Origin of the sequence: uncultured Psychrobacter sp. (assembly GCF_947495825.1) — a bacterium.
Lineage (GTDB): Bacteria > Pseudomonadota > Gammaproteobacteria > Pseudomonadales > Moraxellaceae > Psychrobacter.
On the sequence record NZ_CANMAH010000009.1, the window covers coordinates 1 to 16,876 of the forward strand.

8 protein-coding genes and 1 pseudogene are annotated in these 16,876 nt (G+C 42.8%); 4 read left to right on the top strand and 5 right to left on the bottom strand.

The features are described 5' to 3' along the window. Together Q0895_RS10220 and Q0895_RS10225 are read left to right on the top strand one after the other, a co-directional pair. Window positions 1-552 (top strand): annotated as a pseudogene (locus Q0895_RS10220) (DNA polymerase III subunit gamma/tau); the annotation flags it as partial. 383 nt (window positions 553-935) lie between these two features. Beyond that, on the top strand, window positions 936-1,835 hold the full coding sequence (locus Q0895_RS10225; RefSeq protein ID WP_299188548.1) for a LysR family transcriptional regulator: 900 nt from the start codon (window positions 936-938) through the stop codon (window positions 1,833-1,835). 105 nt (window positions 1,836-1,940) lie between these two features. Here the strand turns inward: Q0895_RS10225 and Q0895_RS10230 are convergent, their stop codons facing one another. Both Q0895_RS10230 and Q0895_RS10235 read right to left on the bottom strand, forming a co-directional pair. Continuing rightward, window positions 1,941-3,122, bottom strand: coding sequence for an aspartate aminotransferase family protein (locus Q0895_RS10230; protein WP_299188550.1), 1,182 nt, complete (start codon window positions 3,120-3,122; stop codon window positions 1,941-1,943). Between the two features lie 47 nt (window positions 3,123-3,169). Further along, entirely contained in the window at window positions 3,170-3,361 is a 192-nt protein-coding gene (locus Q0895_RS10235) for a DNA gyrase inhibitor YacG (RefSeq protein WP_299188790.1), read from the bottom strand. A gap of 216 nt (window positions 3,362-3,577) precedes the next feature. Here Q0895_RS10235 and Q0895_RS10240 point away from each other — a divergent pair, with 216 nt between their 5' ends. Further along, window positions 3,578-4,255 carry a DUF938 domain-containing protein gene (locus tag Q0895_RS10240; RefSeq protein WP_299188553.1) on the top strand — a complete coding sequence of 226 codons (678 nt, stop codon included), beginning with the start codon at window positions 3,578-3,580 and terminating at the stop codon, window positions 4,253-4,255. A gap of 137 nt (window positions 4,256-4,392) precedes the next feature. Here Q0895_RS10240 and Q0895_RS10245 read toward each other — a convergent pair whose 3' ends face one another. Together Q0895_RS10245 and purD are read right to left on the bottom strand one after the other, a co-directional pair. Further along, entirely contained in the window at window positions 4,393-5,790 is a 1,398-nt protein-coding gene (locus Q0895_RS10245; protein WP_299188556.1) for an AarF/ABC1/UbiB kinase family protein, read from the bottom strand. Window positions 5,791-6,012: 222 nt separating this feature from the next. Then, on the bottom strand, window positions 6,013-7,374 hold the full coding sequence (gene purD, locus Q0895_RS10250; protein WP_299188792.1) for a phosphoribosylamine--glycine ligase: 1,362 nt from the start codon (window positions 7,372-7,374) through the stop codon (window positions 6,013-6,015). Between the two features lie 538 nt (window positions 7,375-7,912). Between purD and Q0895_RS10255 the strand changes: the two genes are divergently transcribed. Continuing rightward, window positions 7,913-12,790 (top strand): NAD-glutamate dehydrogenase, encoded by a 4,878-nt coding sequence (locus tag Q0895_RS10255; protein ID WP_299188558.1) that lies wholly within the window; start codon window positions 7,913-7,915, stop codon window positions 12,788-12,790. A 103-nt stretch (window positions 12,791-12,893) separates the two neighbouring features. Here the strand turns inward: Q0895_RS10255 and Q0895_RS10260 are convergent, their stop codons facing one another. Further along, window positions 12,894-16,817: an SbcC/MukB-like Walker B domain-containing protein gene (locus Q0895_RS10260; RefSeq protein ID WP_299188560.1), complete on the bottom strand. Its 3,924-nt coding sequence runs from the start codon at window positions 16,815-16,817 to the stop codon at window positions 12,894-12,896. Window positions 16,818-16,876: the final 59 nt, after the last annotated feature.

Below are 16,876 nucleotides of genomic sequence, written 5' to 3' on the forward strand. Positions count from 1 at the left end.
GAGCCTGAACCAATTTCTGAGCCTGAACCAATTTCTGAGCCTGAACCAATTTCTGAGCCTGAACCAATTTCTGAGCCAAGTCGAAATGATTCTCAGTTACCCCCTCAGTCTAGTGACCCCCGTGTTTTGCTACGTTGCCCACCGCAAGAGCTTACAGGAGAATGGACACCAGAGAAGTGGGACTATTGGCTACAAGAGGCTCGTGAGAATAGCAACCTTGCGCAAGATGAGTTGGCACTTGCTCGCCAAGGTATGATGACTGGCAACTGCAATGGAGACGCAGTATTTTTGACCGGAGTTGATAGCAAGCATTTGCAAACCACCTTTCAAGCGCTGACCGCAAAGCTCCAACAGCAGTTTCCAGAGGCGGATATCAGCTTACAAGTAGACAGTAGTGTGATGCAAGATGAAAATAAAACCCCTGAGCTTCGTCAGCGTCAACGAATTTTGCAAGCCACTTCAGTTGCAGAAACCATGTTACTTGAGTCACCTGTCATGCAGTATTTGTCGGCTCGTGGAGAAGGAAAAATGGGTAAGGTCAAGCTCACTTAGTTGCTAAGATATCGTTCTTAGTACTTTATCCTTTTGAATGTATATGATAACTATCTATCCTTTACAATTTAGTTATTACAAATTGTTATATTAATCTACCTTTATTATCGCTTTTTTATATTATAAAAAGTTTTAGATTACTTATATTTTGAATGTTAAACTTTATTAAATAGTTTGCTGGCTGATTTTAAATAATAAAATAGACTGTTTAAAAATAGCGTCTAACAACAAATTATCATAGTAAAACGCCAATATATTGATATTGCTTACTTTTATATTTAGAAATAAATGGTTTTCCTGATATGCGGTAATATGAAAAATATACAAAATCCGATATACTGATTAAGTTATATTAACAACCAGAAAGTTTATCAGGTGAGACTATGTTAGATAATTTACGCGGTATGGCTGTGTTCGCCAGTGTGGTCGGACATGGCTCTTTTAGTGGTTCGGCTCGTGAGCTTGGCATCACGACTAGTGCAGTTAGCCAACAAATCCGATCCCTAGAAAATGAGCTAGGTGTGGTGTTATTACATCGCTCTACACGCAAGTTAAGCTTGACCGAAGCCGGTGAAAGTTTTTATGAAGCGGCAAGAGACGTTGTTAGTGCTGCAGAGCAAGGTAGAATTAAAGTTAATCAGTTGCGTGACGAATTAGCAGGTAGTTTGCGTATTGCTACTACGCCTGAGCTTGGCGTCAATCATATTTTGCCAGCGTTATCTACATGGATGGCGGCGCATGACGACTTAGTTATCACTTATCTTGCAGACAATCATTATATTGATATGATTGATGAGCGCATCGATATTGCGATACGTATGAGCCCAACGATTAATGACTCTACGTTAAGTAGTCATCCTTTGACAGATGTTCGTCAAGTACTGATCGCATCACCGCAGTATTTACGTCAGCGTAAAAAGCTTGAGAGCCCCAAAGATTTAGCTATGCATCAGCTGATCTGTATCGATATCATGAAAGATTCTAACCAAGTCGAGCTTACTCAGACCGAAACTGGTAAAAAAACGCGCACCAAAATGAACTCTCGTATTCACACCAATAATGTCTTTATGGCCACTACCTTGGCTAAAGAGGGTCATGGTTTGGTTAGAATGATGGAGATGGATGCCAAAAAAGAGTTAGAAAGTGGCGAGTTGATTGAAGTATTGACCGGTTATCAGTTACCAAGCTTTGTATTATATGCTGTCACCCTAAATCGCGAACAGCAACCTGCAAAGATTACTCGCTGCTTAGAAGTTTTAAAAAAATATTTCCATGCTTGTTAATGGTCAATAAGCGTGAAGTTATAAAGATATAAAAAGAGCCCTGAATATTATTTATTCAGGGCTCTTTTATTTCTAACGCTGCGTCAAGAGTATTACAAAACCGATTTAAAGTAAGGGCTTTAGCAAATCAACTAGACGATCAACGACTTGTTGGCTTTCATTACGACTGATATTTAATGGCGGTAATAATCGTATAACGTGACCACCTGTGACATTGATAATTAACTTGTGCTCATCGCGTGCAAGAGCAACCAGTTGACTACAGTCCATAGTATCGGGTAACGCAATACCTATCATCATTCCAGCGCCGCGACTGCTAACATCATATTGTTGCAATTCGTCCGTTATGCTTTTACGAATGAATTGACCTTCGTTTACCGCGTTTTCCATGATACCGCTATTTGTCAGTACATCATACACACTATGAACTACGCGACTTGCAAGCGGTGTACCGCCATAAGTAGAACCATGACTGCCAGCGCCAAACAAGCCGTTAGCGCGTCCGCGTACCATACATGCGCCTACTGGAAAGCCATTACCAAGTCCTTTAGCAGTAGTTAGGACATCAGGGCGGGCGCGACCGTGCTGATAAGCAAAGTACTTGCCTGTACGGCCATTCCCTGTTTGTACCTCATCAATCATAAACAGCCAGTTGTTAGCGTCACATTGCGCTTGCAGCTCTTCTAAATAACTAAATCCATTGGCTGCAGTATTGAGACCGCCTTCACCTTGGATAGGCTCAACAAATATGGCGCAGATATCATCATAGTCTTGGGCTGCTTGTTCGATAGCTGCAATATCGCCAAATGGCACACGGATAAAGTCATCATCTAAGGTATAAAAACCTTCACGTGCTTTGGGATTGGCAGTTGCTGATAACGATAGTAAAGTACGGCCATGAAATGACTGTTCCATTACAATGACTCTCGGACGCTTAAAGCCTTGCTGATGGGCATAGATTCGTGCCAGCTTCAGTGCAGCTTCATTAGCTTCCGCACCGCTATTGGCAAAAAATACACTGTCCATTTGTGCTGCAGTACATAGTGCTTCTCCTGCACGTTCTTGCCAGTCGATACCAAACAAATTGCTGGTATGAATTAAAGTGGCGGCCTGCTGCTGAATAGCCTCCGTAACCTGCGGATGACAATGCCCCAAGCCGCACACTGCAATACCTGTGAGCGCATCTAAATATGGGGTCTCATCTTTGGTATAGAGCCAACTTCCCGAACCATGGGTGAAGCTGATCGGCTGACGATTATAGGTAGGCATCAGATAAGTAGCTGACATGCAAAACATCCTTAAGATGATAAGTTAGTGAAAATAAAAGGTATGGGCTATAGTTCGTCAGAAAAAGGGGTGGTTTCTGCAGGTAGAGTATAGTCTTCATTTGCCCACGCGCCCAAGTCAATCAGCTTGCATCGACTACTACAAAATGGCTTATATTTATTATTTTGCCATGTTGTTTGAGTGCCGCAACGCGGGCAAGGATAGGTCTTAGGGGGAGTGTTAGGGGTCGTTTCAGTCATAATAAGGGTAATAGTATTCTCAAATTCATTGGTATTATCGACATGATTAGTCAATAGCAAAGTGCAAGTTTATCTATTTTATATATCTTGGGCTACGTTACAATTGGTAGAACCTAAAGCGTTACTCGCTGTCGCTATATTACTATTGACTTAAATTGCCTATATAATAGCATGTGGCCGGATAATGGCAAAAGACAAATGCTTTAGGGGCAGTATATGACTAAAAATATTGAGCTTACGCATCAGCAAAAGCGTGCATTTCAACCACAAAAGCTCTCAGCACCGCGCAACTTTATCATCCCGAATATAATAAGAAATAATAACAGCAATACTCCTTTGGTGTTAGAAATTGGAGCAGGGAAGGGTAAGCATGCACTTAGTTTTGCAGCCGAGCATCCTGATAAGCATCTGATTGCTATTGAACGCACACGCAATAAATTCGAAGCCTTTACCAAACAATTTGAGCAACAACTGCCAGATAACCTAACACCCATTCACGCTGATGCTATTGCGTGGACTGTACACGCGCTTCCGCCCAACTGTTTGACGAGCATTTACCTGCTTTACCCAAATCCAGAGCAGCACAACCTTAACCAGCAATGGCTCAATATGCCTTTCTTTGAATTTTTATTATCACGTTTGCAGGTAGGTGGGACAGTTATTCTAGCAACTAATATCGAATCCTACATGGACAATGCCGTTCAGCAGGCAACGACTGTTTGGGCATTGCCTAATAGTCGTCATAAAGTCGTCACTGAGAGTCAGCGTACTCATTTTGAAGTTAAGTATTTAGCTCGCGGAGAAACATGCTGGGAGCTAACCATGACAAAACCTAAAGGTTATAAGACAAGGTTTGATAACTGGTACGCATTGACAGGCGATATTGTTAAATAGCCTAAGTAATTCACTAAAAATAAATGCTGGTTACTATATTATAATTACCTATACAAAATAGCCTAAGCAAATAAAAAAATATCCCAAAAAACCGCTACAAAAGAGCGATTTTCAAAATTTAAATATCAATAAAATTACTATAAAAAAGGCTTAACCAACTTTTCAGAGTCAGTATGAGCATTAATTACCGTCAAAAACGTATAAGCCCCAATAAATTTACGGCTAATAAACATAAACTCTTTTGGAGGTAAATTAAACTCGAACGACTGAATCGCTTTAGTAGCACGTTCTGAGATACGTGAATGGAGTCTACTATTGGCCCAAATATAGCGCTTTCGTTCATCTAAACAGTCTGCAGGTATATCAGGATTCGCGTCAGGATGACTAAAAGGTTCTGTCGCAAGTAAGAATAACGATGCAATATCGGATCGAACTTTGTCACTCATCGTATTGAAAAAATCATAACCTGTCATACCTTCTATCATTGCTTGATGGTCATGATGATAGCCGGCGCGTAATAAGTTACGTGCTATAGTTAATAGATTATTATCAAACTGCCTAATAGCGCCAAAGTCTAATAAGATAAGTTTATCCAACTCATCAGCATTATCACTAATACGCACCAAGTAATTACCAAAATTTGGATCCGTTTGCATCTCGCCCCAAACGAATATCTCCTGCATCATGACTTCTATCGCTGCTTGACCAATAGCGTTACGTCGTTCATGCGATACCAATTGTAGTGCTTCTGAGGTGACAGAGACACCAGGCTCATAAGTCATACATAGCAAACGTTTACTTGAATAGTGACGATTAATTTTAGGTACGACATAGCGAGGATCATCAACCAAACGGCTGTAGAAACGTTCTGTCGTTGCAGCCTCAGTATTATAATCCACTTCATTGTAGAGTAGGTCGCGTATCTCTTCAAACCAAGTATCAAGCGCACGTGTTTGCGGCACGACATTACTTACCTTTAACAAGCGTTTAAACAGTGCAAGATCAGAGTCGATCGCTTCTGCCACACCGGGGTATTGAATTTTTAGTACGACTTGCTCGCCTGTTTCTAATACCGTCGCACGGTGAACTTGGGCAAGAGAAGCGGTGCCAATAGGGACCGAATCTACTTCAAGCTCATTTAGTTTGTCGCCTAATATATGCTGTAAGGTCTGTTCTATCTTTGGCCAAGTGAGCGTTGCTGTATCATCATTAAGTGTTTGCAGTGCTTTGGTGATTTCTGGCGGTAATATATGCTCACCATACAACGCCAACATTTGACCAATCTTAACCACTGAGCCTTTTAATTTACCTAGCTCTTCTGCGACATAATTCGCTTGCGCTTCCATAAAAACTTGATTGCGCTTCGAACGTGCCTGCTTATCCAAAAATATACCAGACATACTATTACCTGCCCAGCGACGACCTATATTTAAAGAGGTTTTAGCAATCGATAAACGACGTTCAAACCCCGAGGTTTTTAAAGTGTCGATTGATTGCTTATTGTTATTAGACGATCTAGACGTATCATGTGCCATAAATATAACCATTCATCAGGTTGTACTGATTTGCGGGTTTAAGACTAACAATACAAGGGACATGCAAGGTTAGTATACAAAGTCGTACTGACCCGTAGGTCATAGCACGAATGAAAATACTAAAAACACCCCAGATTATATTAAGTCTGGGGCACAAACCACATAGTTTATTAGTAGAGCAAAATATCGTGACAAAATATACTGTCTTAAATATAGCTAAGCCTAAGACTGCTCACGTGCAATAGCATGATGACCTATATCACGGCGATAATGCGCACCATCAAAACTAATAGCCGCTGTCACAGCTAGTGCTGCTTGCTGTGCGTCTAAAATACTATCCGCTAAAGCCGTCACACATAATACACGGCCACCGTTTGTGATCACTTCTTTGGCATTGTTATCGTTATCATGACTCTCGTTTTGTGAATCAATGGTAGTGTCATCTTGAGAAAATGCGGTGCCTGCATGAAAGACTTTGACCAAGCTGGCATTATCGGCATCCAATTCTGGCAAGCCAGCAATCACATCGCCTTTTGATGAGGTTTCAGGGTAGCCTTTAGAGGCAAGGACGATACCGAGAGCAGGGCGCATGTCCCATTTAGCTTCATGAGGCAATTGACCTGCCAGCCCCTGAGCGATCAAGTCTACCATTGATGACTGCAAACGCATCAAAATAGGCTGCGTTTCTGGATCACCAAAACGGCAGTTAAATTCGATGACATAAGGGTCGCCCGACTTATCAATCATCAGACCTGCATACAAAAAGCCCGTATAAGGATGACCTGCGGCTTTCATAGCATCAACGACTGGCTGAATTACTTGCGCCATCACTTTATCATGCACGTCTTGGGTGACCACTGGGGCTGGAGAGTACGCGCCCATGCCACCTGTATTGGGACCAGTATCGCCTTCATAAGCACGCTTGTGATCTTGGCTGGTCGCCATTGGTAAGATGTTGTCACCATCGATCATACAGATAAAGCTGGCTTCCTCGCCTTGCAAAAACTGCTCAATCACCACGCGACTGCCAGCGTCACCGAACTTATTGTCCGCCAGCATATCATCGATGGCGTCGTAAGCTTGTTCGATCGTCTCTGCCACGATGACACCTTTACCAGCGGCCAGTCCATCTGCTTTGATGACGATCGGTGCGCCTTGCTCATCGACGTAGGCTTTGGCAGCGCCAGCATCGGTAAAGCCTTGATAGGCTGCGGTTGGGATATTGTTCTGAGCCATAAATTCTTTGGCAAAGGTCTTTGAGCCTTCTAACTGGGCGCAATAGGCAGTCGGCCCCCATGCTTTGATTCCAGCGTCACGGCAAGCATCGATAATACCTGTAACTAATGGAGCTTCAGGACCAACGATGACCATATCAATAGCTTTGTTTTGACAAAATTCGATGACAGCACTATGCTCATCAGCGTCATTATTGGTAGATTCTAGGACAACATTTTGGCATTTGGGTTCCAAAGCAGAGCCCGCGTTACCAGGTGCGACATAGACACGCTGCACGTTATCATCTTTGGCACACTGCCAAGCCAATGCGTGTTCGCGACCACCTGAGCCGATCACCAAAATATTCATCATACATCTTACCCTTAATTAAGCGTTAATAGCGAATCAGTGAAGCACTGTCAAACATACTGCCGTATTCTAACAAAAAAGTCCTACTCATTGCCATTCGTATCCATTTGCTAACCTTACTGCATGCAGTACTGTAATAAACAGCGACATGCAAATCTTGGCTTTGAAGCCTATTTGATCGAAATTTGTTTAATAATACTTTAACAACAACGTAAAATATTTATATAAGAGAATATTTAAAAATTATTACCATCAAATTAGCGATATAATGAACAATTATCTTATGAATAAAGGTTATCAAGACAATATGTATACATGAAATAATTTTTTACACTTTAGCTATACTGTTAGGTGCGTTACAATCCAATAGACTAGCGTGGTGTACAAGTTAAGGACGTTTATATACTAGGATATGCTCCAATCTAAACAATAAACTTTGAATGGTACAAAAATAAGGTCACGTCTTAGTTAGTGTGTCAAACAAAAACGCAACCAGCAATTAATCAAAAAAATCAAACTTATAAAAAGGACAAATGCTATGCCCAATTCTCTTGGTATCACAAAAGAGCGTATTGGCCAGATAAGTGATATTGCAACCAGTTATGTGCAAAAAGACAAATCACTACTTGATCACTTTATCAACAGCTATTATCGACCGCTGCACCATGAAACTGCGGACGTCATAAGTGATGCTGATTTAGCAGGTATGGCATTGCATCACTTTACGCTACTAAAAGCCTATGAAGGTAGTAAGCCGCAGTTAGCGGTCTTTAATCCTATTGCTGAAGAGCAGCATTTCCATAGCTCGCATACTGTTATCCAAATGGTGGCATACGATCGACCATTTTTGGTAGATACGATGCTTATGAGTCTTGAAGCTCAAGGAATCGATGTTCACCGCACTTATAATACAATTATTAGTGTAACGCGTGACGAAGAGGGTAATTTGACCCAGGTCGATAATGCGCATGAAAGTGCCACTTCTCATATGTCGCTCATTCACTGCGAGATTGCTTATCAGGATAATGGTGAATTAGATGCGCTACATCAGATACTTTTAGACAAAGTTGATACGCTTGATACCGTGGTTGGCGACTGGAAAGAGATGCGCTCGCGTTTGGCTGATATTAAAGTTGAGTTGTCACAAAAACCGTTACCAGAGGTCTTTTATTCTCAGCAAGAGATTCAGGCCTTTTTAGATTGGATTTTAGATGATCATTTCATCTTTTTAGGCTACCGAGAATATCGCCTTGAAGGTGGCAACTATATTGACGTTACTAATACGACTGCTGAGAGTAAACAGGGTGGTACCAATAAAGGCGCGGACCTAGATTTGTTTGCAATCGGTAATAGTGGTCTTGGTCTACTACGAGGTGCTGCAGAAGATAAGCTATCTGAAAGCTTTGATAGACTACCAAGCGAGCTTAAGCAGCTTTTGACTGAACCACGTGTACTTATGTTGTCTAAGTCAAGCCGTGTATCACCTATCCATCGCCCAGTCTATATGGACTTTTTAGGCATTCATAAGTTTGATGACAATGGCAGACTGGTCGGTGAGTATCGCTTTATTGGTCTACTTACCTCACAAGCCTATCAGCTTACTGTACAACAAATCCCGCTATTACGTGAAAAAGCCAATAAAATCATGGCGATGGCTGACTTGCCACGTGCAGGCCATGCCTATTATAAAATGATGCACGTTATCAACACGTTACCACGCGATGATTTGTTTCAAGCCAGCGTTGAAGAATTATATCCTATCGTTTCTGGTATCAGCCAATTACAAGACAAAAAGAGTTTACGCTTATTTAGCCGTATCGACCATTATCAACGTTTTGTGTCGTGCTTGGTTTATATTCCGCGTGATAAGTTCAATACTGAATTGCGTATTGAAGTACAGCAAGTACTCAAAGATGCTTATGGTGGCACGTCATCTGGCTTCACAACCGAATTCAATGAGTCCGAACACGCCCGCGTACATGTACACGTACGTACGGTACCAGGCCAAGTTAATGAGGTAGATACAGCGGCACTTGAGTCTGAGCTATCAGCACTCATGCAATCATGGAGCGATCATTATCAAAAAATGCTGCTTGATAATGTCGGTGAGCAGCAAGCCAACGCTCTAAAGCGTCGCTTCTTAAATTATATCCCAGCAGCTTACGAAGAGCGTTTTGATGCGCGTACTGCGGTTGAAGATACCAAGCGTTTGGCAAGCTTGAGTGATGAGCAGCCTATGATTTGGCATTTATACCAATCAACAGGAGATGCAGGTAATCAGTTGCATCTAAAACTGTACGGCCGCAATCAACCAGTAATTTTATCCAAAGTACTACCGATTCTAGAAAACTTCGGTGTATCAGTTATCTCAGCACAGACGTATGAGTTTGACTTACCAGATCAGCCGATCTGGATGCAAGAATATGAGCTAATCCTAGAAAACGTCAATACTGTCAATATGCAAGTGGTACGTGGTCAGTTTGAGGACAGCTTAAAACAAATTTGGGCTGGACGCGTTGAGAGCGACTCTTTTAACGAGCTGGTATTGATTACCAAACTAGACACTTATGATGTCGTCGTATTACGCGCATTGTCTCGTTATATGATACAAGCAAGAGCGCCATTCTCTAGTGCCTATATCCAACAAACGGTCGTCAAAAATAATGCAATCAGTGTGGCATTAGGCAGTCTATTCGATGCACGTATGAATCCTAAGTACAGCGAAGAGGAGCGCCGCGAAAAAACAGCGCAGATTGAGCAGAAAATTACAGCAGCATTGGCAGATGTAGATAGCCTAGATGAAGATCGTATCTTACGTTGGTACTTGGACCTCATCAAAGCGATGGTACGTACCAACTTTTATCAAACTGATAGCGATGGTCAACGTAAAGACCGCTTATCGTTTAAGTTCTTGGCCGCAGATATTCCTAATCTGCCCAAGCCTAAGCCTATGTTTGAAATCTTCGTCTACTCGCCGCGCGTAGAAGCGGTGCATTTACGTGGTGGTAAAGTAGCACGCGGTGGTCTGCGCTGGTCAGATCGTATGGAAGATTTTCGTACCGAAGTGCTTGGTCTGGTCAAAGCACAGATGGTCAAAAACGCTGTTATTGTCCCTGTTGGTTCAAAAGGCGGGTTTATCGTCAAAACCAAAACTATGGCAGACGGCCGTGAAGCGTTCCAAGCCGAAGGTATCGCCTGTTATCAGACGTTCCTACGCGGTATGCTTGATGTGACTGATAATATCGTTGATGGACAGATTGTCCCGCCAGCCAATACCGTGCGTCATGACGAAGATGATCCGTACTTGGTAGTAGCCGCCGATAAAGGCACCGCAAGTTTTTCTGATATTGCTAATGCTTTATCGAGCGAGTACAACTTTTGGCTTGATGATGCCTTTGCTTCAGGTGGCTCAGTTGGTTATGACCACAAAGCCATGGGTATTACAGCGCGCGGTGGCTGGGAATCGGTCAAGCGACACTTCCGTATGCGCGGCATGGACATCCAAAACCGCGACGACTTTACCGTGGTCGGTATCGGTGACATGAGCGGTGATGTATTTGGTAATGGTATGCTAAGATCGACCCATACCAAGCTAGTCGCTGCCTTTAACCATCTGCATATCTTTATCGATCCTAATCCAGATACTGCTGTTTCATATGCCGAGCGTGAACGCTTGTTTGAAATGCCGCGCTCGACGTGGGATGATTATGACAAATCGCTCATCAGTCAAGGCGGCGGCGTATTTTCGCGTCAAGATAAGAGTATTACCATTAGTGCTGAGATGAAAGCGCTGTTCGATATCAGTGAAGACAACCTTGCACCAAACGAGCTTATCACAGCATTGATGAAGTCACCTGTTGATCTCATCTGGAACGGTGGTATCGGTACGTATGTGAAAAGTGAGGACGAGAGCCATGCCGATGTGGGTGACCGTGCTAACGATGCCGTACGTATCAATGGTAATGAGCTACGTACGGCAGTCGTTGGTGAAGGCGGTAACCTAGGATTCACTCAGCAAGGTCGTATTGAGTACGCTCAAACAGGTGGACGCATCTATACTGATGCTATCGACAACTCAGGTGGTGTTAACTGCTCAGACCATGAAGTAAATATCAAAATCTTACTCGGTAAAGTAGTCGAGCAGGGCGATATGACCTTAAAGCAGCGTAACGAGCTGTTAGAGTCTATGACCGATACCGTAGCAGAGCTGGTACTGCGCCAAAACTATCTGCAGCCACAAGCAATTGAGCTAAGTCACATACGCGCAGCAGCCAATTTAAGTGATCATCAGCGTTTCATTCAGATGTTAGAGGGTGAAGGTCGTCTGGACCGCGCCATTGAATATCTACCATCGGAAGAAGAGATTGCCAAACGTCAAAAAGCAGGCACTGGGCTGACCAACCCTGAGCTGGCAGTCGTCTTAGCGTATGGCAAAATGTGGGTGTATGACAATCTGCTATTGTCTGATCTGCCAGATGAGCCTTACTTCGTTAATGAGCTACGTAAATACTTCCCTGATGAGCTGGCGACGCGGTTCTTTGATGAGATGACAGAGCACCGTCTGCATCGTGAGATTATCAGTACTTACTTGACCAATAGTGTGGTTAATCGTTTGGGTATTGAAGCGCTATTCCGTCTGTATGAGGAGACCGATCAATCACTAGCAACCATCGTACGTGGTTATGCGATTAGCCGCGATGTGTTCAATGTAATAAAAGCGTGGAATAAGCTTGAAGCGCTAGACAATCAAGTCGATGCAAAGTTGTTGCTCAATCTTGAGCTGCGTCTACGTGATGCGCTCGAACGTGGTGTCGTCTGGTTCATCAATGCCTTTGGGCAAGATTTGCAAGTTGCTGATATGATTAGCCGCTTTAGAGACAGTGTTGAAAAATTAACCAAATCAGGCGGGTTTATTGAGCAGCAGTTTGCCGAGTATTTGCAAGAAGATGCCACAAGCTTAATGCAGGATGATTTGACCGAAAGTGATGCAACAATGTTTGCGATGTTGCCTTATCATGTTGATGCGCTAGATGCTGCACTACTGGCTGAGCAATATGAGCGTCCAGTTGATGAGATTGCAACTTTGTATTTTGAAGCTTATCATGTCTTACAATTAGACTGGATGATGGAGAATATCGCCACTTTACCGCAGCAAGATTATTGGGATCGCCGTGCGCGTCATGCTTTAGTCAATGAGCTATCACGTAGCCTACGTCTGCTAATGGATGCGATATTATCAAAGCCAGATACCAAGCAAGCCTTTAGCGAGTGGAGATCACGCCACGTAGATCAGTTATCGGCAGTCAGTGCTGAGATGGATAAATTAGATGATCTTTATAACAATGAAGATGGTCAAGTTAGCCTCTCAACGCTATCAGTGCTCATGAGTGAGCTAAGTGGTCTTGTCACAAAGTAACCCGCAGTTTTTATAACAAAAAAGCCCACTGCTAATCAATTAGCAGTGGGCTTTTTATTGTGCAACCACTGTGTACTAACTGACTTTTAATCGCCTTAATTTATTATGAGGCTTTTTCACTAACAACTCGGCGACAGCCTTGTCCGCTTATTTGGCTAAAGCCGCCTGAGAGTTTTTCGACCTTGATTTGGGTCAGGATACGATCTTTTAATGCCTGTACGTGGGAGATTACTCCGATGAGCTTACCTTCTTGCTGTAAGCTGGTCAGCGTATCGAGCGCAATATCAAGTGAATCCTCATCGAGCGTGCCAAAGCCTTCATCTAAAAATAGCGAGTCGACGCGAATGTTATGACTGGCCATCTGTGACAATCCAAGTGCCAGTGCTAGGCTGATAATAAAGCCTTCACCGCCTGAGAGGTTTTTGGTACTGCGGATATCACCGCCTTGGTAGTTGTCAATGACATTAAGCTCAAGCGGATTGCTATCATCATGAATAAGTAAATAACGATCGCTCATTTTTTGCAGTTGACTATTGGCGTGTCCAATCATAACCTCAAACGTCAAGCCTTGGGCAAAGGTGCGGTATTTTTTGCCATCAGCCGAACCAATTAACGTATGTAGCTGTTGCCAGACTTGTAGTTTTTGTTTTTGCTCATCAATCGCAATAAGCTGTGCTGCTTGTTTCCCTTTACGGTCGTCATTATCCTTGAGCTTTTGGTCAATCGCACCGATTTTTTGGTTTAACTCATCAATATCTGTTTGTATTTGCTGATGCTGACTTGCAAGCGTTTCTTGGCTTTTATCTGTCATAGGGTTGGCAAGTTTTTGTTCTAACGCTTGCTGAGTGCTGTCCAACTGCAACTTAGCTTGATGCAATGCATTATTAATCTCTAATTTACGTATATGTAGTGCTTCGCGCTCTTCTTTGGGCAAGCGAGCACTCACAAAAGCGGCTTCATCGATAAACTGCGACTCTGCAAGCAAATTAGCAAAGGTATCTTGCTGCGTATTTAGCGTATTAATAGCAGACTGTCGCTCTGTTGCTAGCTGCTCCTCTCTAAGCTTTAATTGCTCTAGAGCCTGCTGTACGGTATCTAGCTGCCTTTGTGCTACTACTTGCTTGGCTTTAGCCTCATCGACAGCATCGCGTAATTTATTTTCTTCATTGTCTGTATTTTTATCTGCGAAAATCTCGTTTCTATCTTGCTTTAATTGTTCGATAGCCTTGGTTTTATGAGCAATTAAGCGCTCTAGCTCGTTGAGCGCTGTTTCATCATTGCTCAGCCGTATTTGCTGTGTTTCAATCTGCGCGGTCACACTGCTAAGAGTGTTGGTTAGTTGCTGTTGGCTGTTTTTCTGCTCGTTAAACTGTCGCTTTAACTGGTTTAAAGCGTTGCGCTGTTGCCGCAGTTTTTCAATATGATGGTTATAATCTGCGCTATCCATTACCCTTTGCTTATCAAAACTATCACCCAGTTGCTTAAGTGCGTCAGATAAGTCTGCCGCATTGAGCGCTGTAGTTAAGTTTAAGTGCTCTTTATATTTATCCGCTGGGTATTTATGCGTTAGAGATGAAACGGTGGTCATCAGAGGCGCTAACTCTGAGAAATTAGCAGTGATCTTATCTTTTATTCCATCAATCTTCTGCGTATTAAGCTTGATGTCAGTTGTCAGATTATTAATATCGCGACTAACTGCCTGTTGCTGTTTTTCATCAGCTTCGATAACAATACTGAGCTTTGCCGCACTCTCAGTTAAGTGCTCATATTCGACCACTATGGTTTTAAGAGATTGTTTATGTTCAGCCAGTTTCTGTTTGGTGCTATTTAATAAGGATAAAGAATGATCTACATGAGTCGTATCATTGCCGTTATCCATAATCTGAGTAAGCGGATGGATAATCGCTTCGATTATTTCGGAATAGTTATTTTTAGGCTCAAACAGTACGGCTATGTACTCCTGAATATCTCTATATAAGGTTTTTGATTGCTGCTGTAGTGGCGCCAGTTGTTGCTCTTGGTTGTTAAGCGTCTCTTTCTTTGTGGCATATTCAAAATTGTACTTTGATAAAGCCTGCTCAAGATTATCAACAACGGTCTCTAGTTCAGCGATTTGCTGCTGAGTTTGTTGCGTTTTAGATGGTTGGTGTTGGCCGGTATCGTGGTGACTGCGGTCTAATAATGGATGATGCTTGCCATAAGGATGCTCATGCGCGCCGCAAAGCGGGCAGGGCGTCCCATCTTTTAGTTCTGCGATGTAGTCTTCAAGCTTAGCGACTTTTTGTAGTAAATTCAGATGCTCTAGCTTTTCTTGTCTCTTAAACTTAGCGTCTTGAATATCTGATTGATGACGCACAATGAGTTTTTCTAAATCCGCTAAGTCTTTGTTTAGCGTCGGCAGCGCAAGTTTAATCTGCTTGATTTTTTTTGTTTGCTCAGCTGTTTTTTGCAGTGCTGAGCTGGCTTGTACAAGCTGATTGTTAATCTCATTAATCTGCTCTTGCTCAAAGCGCATACTCGCAAGCGACTGTTTTTCGATGAGTGCGTCTTGCTGCTGTTGTACGCTGACCAATTGCTCTCGTTGCTCAGTTATCGACAAGCTATCGGCGTCGTGCTGCTTAGAGAGCTTATCGAAATGAGCTTGTAGCTGGCTTGATTGATTGACCTGCGCGCGCTTATCCACCGCTAAGCTGACGTTATCCTCTAGCAGCGCTTTTAATCGGCTACAGCTGCTATCAAAAGTCGCCATATCTGTATCAAGGTCGTTTAACTCTTGGTAGTCGCTAAAATACTTTTCTATACTGCTAAGCTGAGCCTTAGTCTCTTGCTCTGTTTGTTTATGGCTGGCTATTTCTTGACGCAATCCTTGCGTATTATTGACTAATACGTCTTTACGTTGATTATCGTCTGCTAAAGAATAGGATTGCTGTTTTATCTCAGCATCCAACTCGCGCGTTTTGGCAATGATAGGTAAGGTGGCTTGTAGATTATTTGTGGCCTGCTTTTCAATGGCATTGACATCGTTTAAATGGATTGAGGCCTCTACCTGCGCTTCTTGCTGAGATGGAATCTTATTGAGCAAACCTTGCTGCTCAACACCCAAGCGCGTGACCATCTCTCGGCTATAGTTAAGCTCTCGAAATGGACCATCAATCTCCAAAGCTTTATTAGCAAGATCTAGGCGCTCGGCTTTTGGAATAAAGTCTGTCTGCGTCTGTTGTGCTGCTGCAAACTCGGCCTGATAGTTCGATAAATTTTTCTGTAGCTGCTGAACACTATCTAGCCATTGCAGTTGCTCACTTAAGGTTTTGAATGTTTGCCGCTGCTTGCTTTGCTGTTGATTGAGGATTTCTAAATCTGCTGCCAGTAGCTTTTCATCTTCAAGATTTAATAACGATAAGCTATTAACGCCTGCTTGCAGCTTACCAAGCACTTCTTCTTCAAAGCGTTTCTTTTCATGGACGTTTAACGATATCTTGGCATAGATAGCAGTACCGGTTATTTTCTCTAAAATGGCGGCTCTATCGCCAATATCAGACTTTAAAAACGCCGCAAAACTGCCTTGTGCTAGCATAATGGAGCGGGTAAATTGATTAAAGTCCATGCCGATAAGGTCTTGGATATAGGCCGATGTCTTAGATTTCTTCTCCTCTAACACTTTGCCTGTCTTAACTTCACTGATTTCATGTTTAATCGGTAATAAGTTGCCCTTGGCTTTTTTATGAGCACGGTGCTGGTACCACGAGCATTGATAACGTGTAGAATCTATTTCAATAATAACTTCTGCTGAGCATTCACCCGTACCTTGGGTCATGATCTCGTTCGTTGAGCCAGTAATATCACCCAATCTTGGCGTTTGACTATAAAGCGCTAAGCAAATCGCATCTAAGATGGTGGTCTTGCCAGCGCCCGTCTGCCCAGTAATGGCAAAGATGCCTTCATTCAGAAAAGCGGGGGCACTAAAGTCGATGTGCCATTCACCTTTTAGGGAGTTGAGGTTTTTTAGTCGCAGTTCAATCAGTCGCATGATGGGATCTTATTTTTAGATAGGTCTATAGAGTGGTTATCAAAATGATAGTAAGAAGC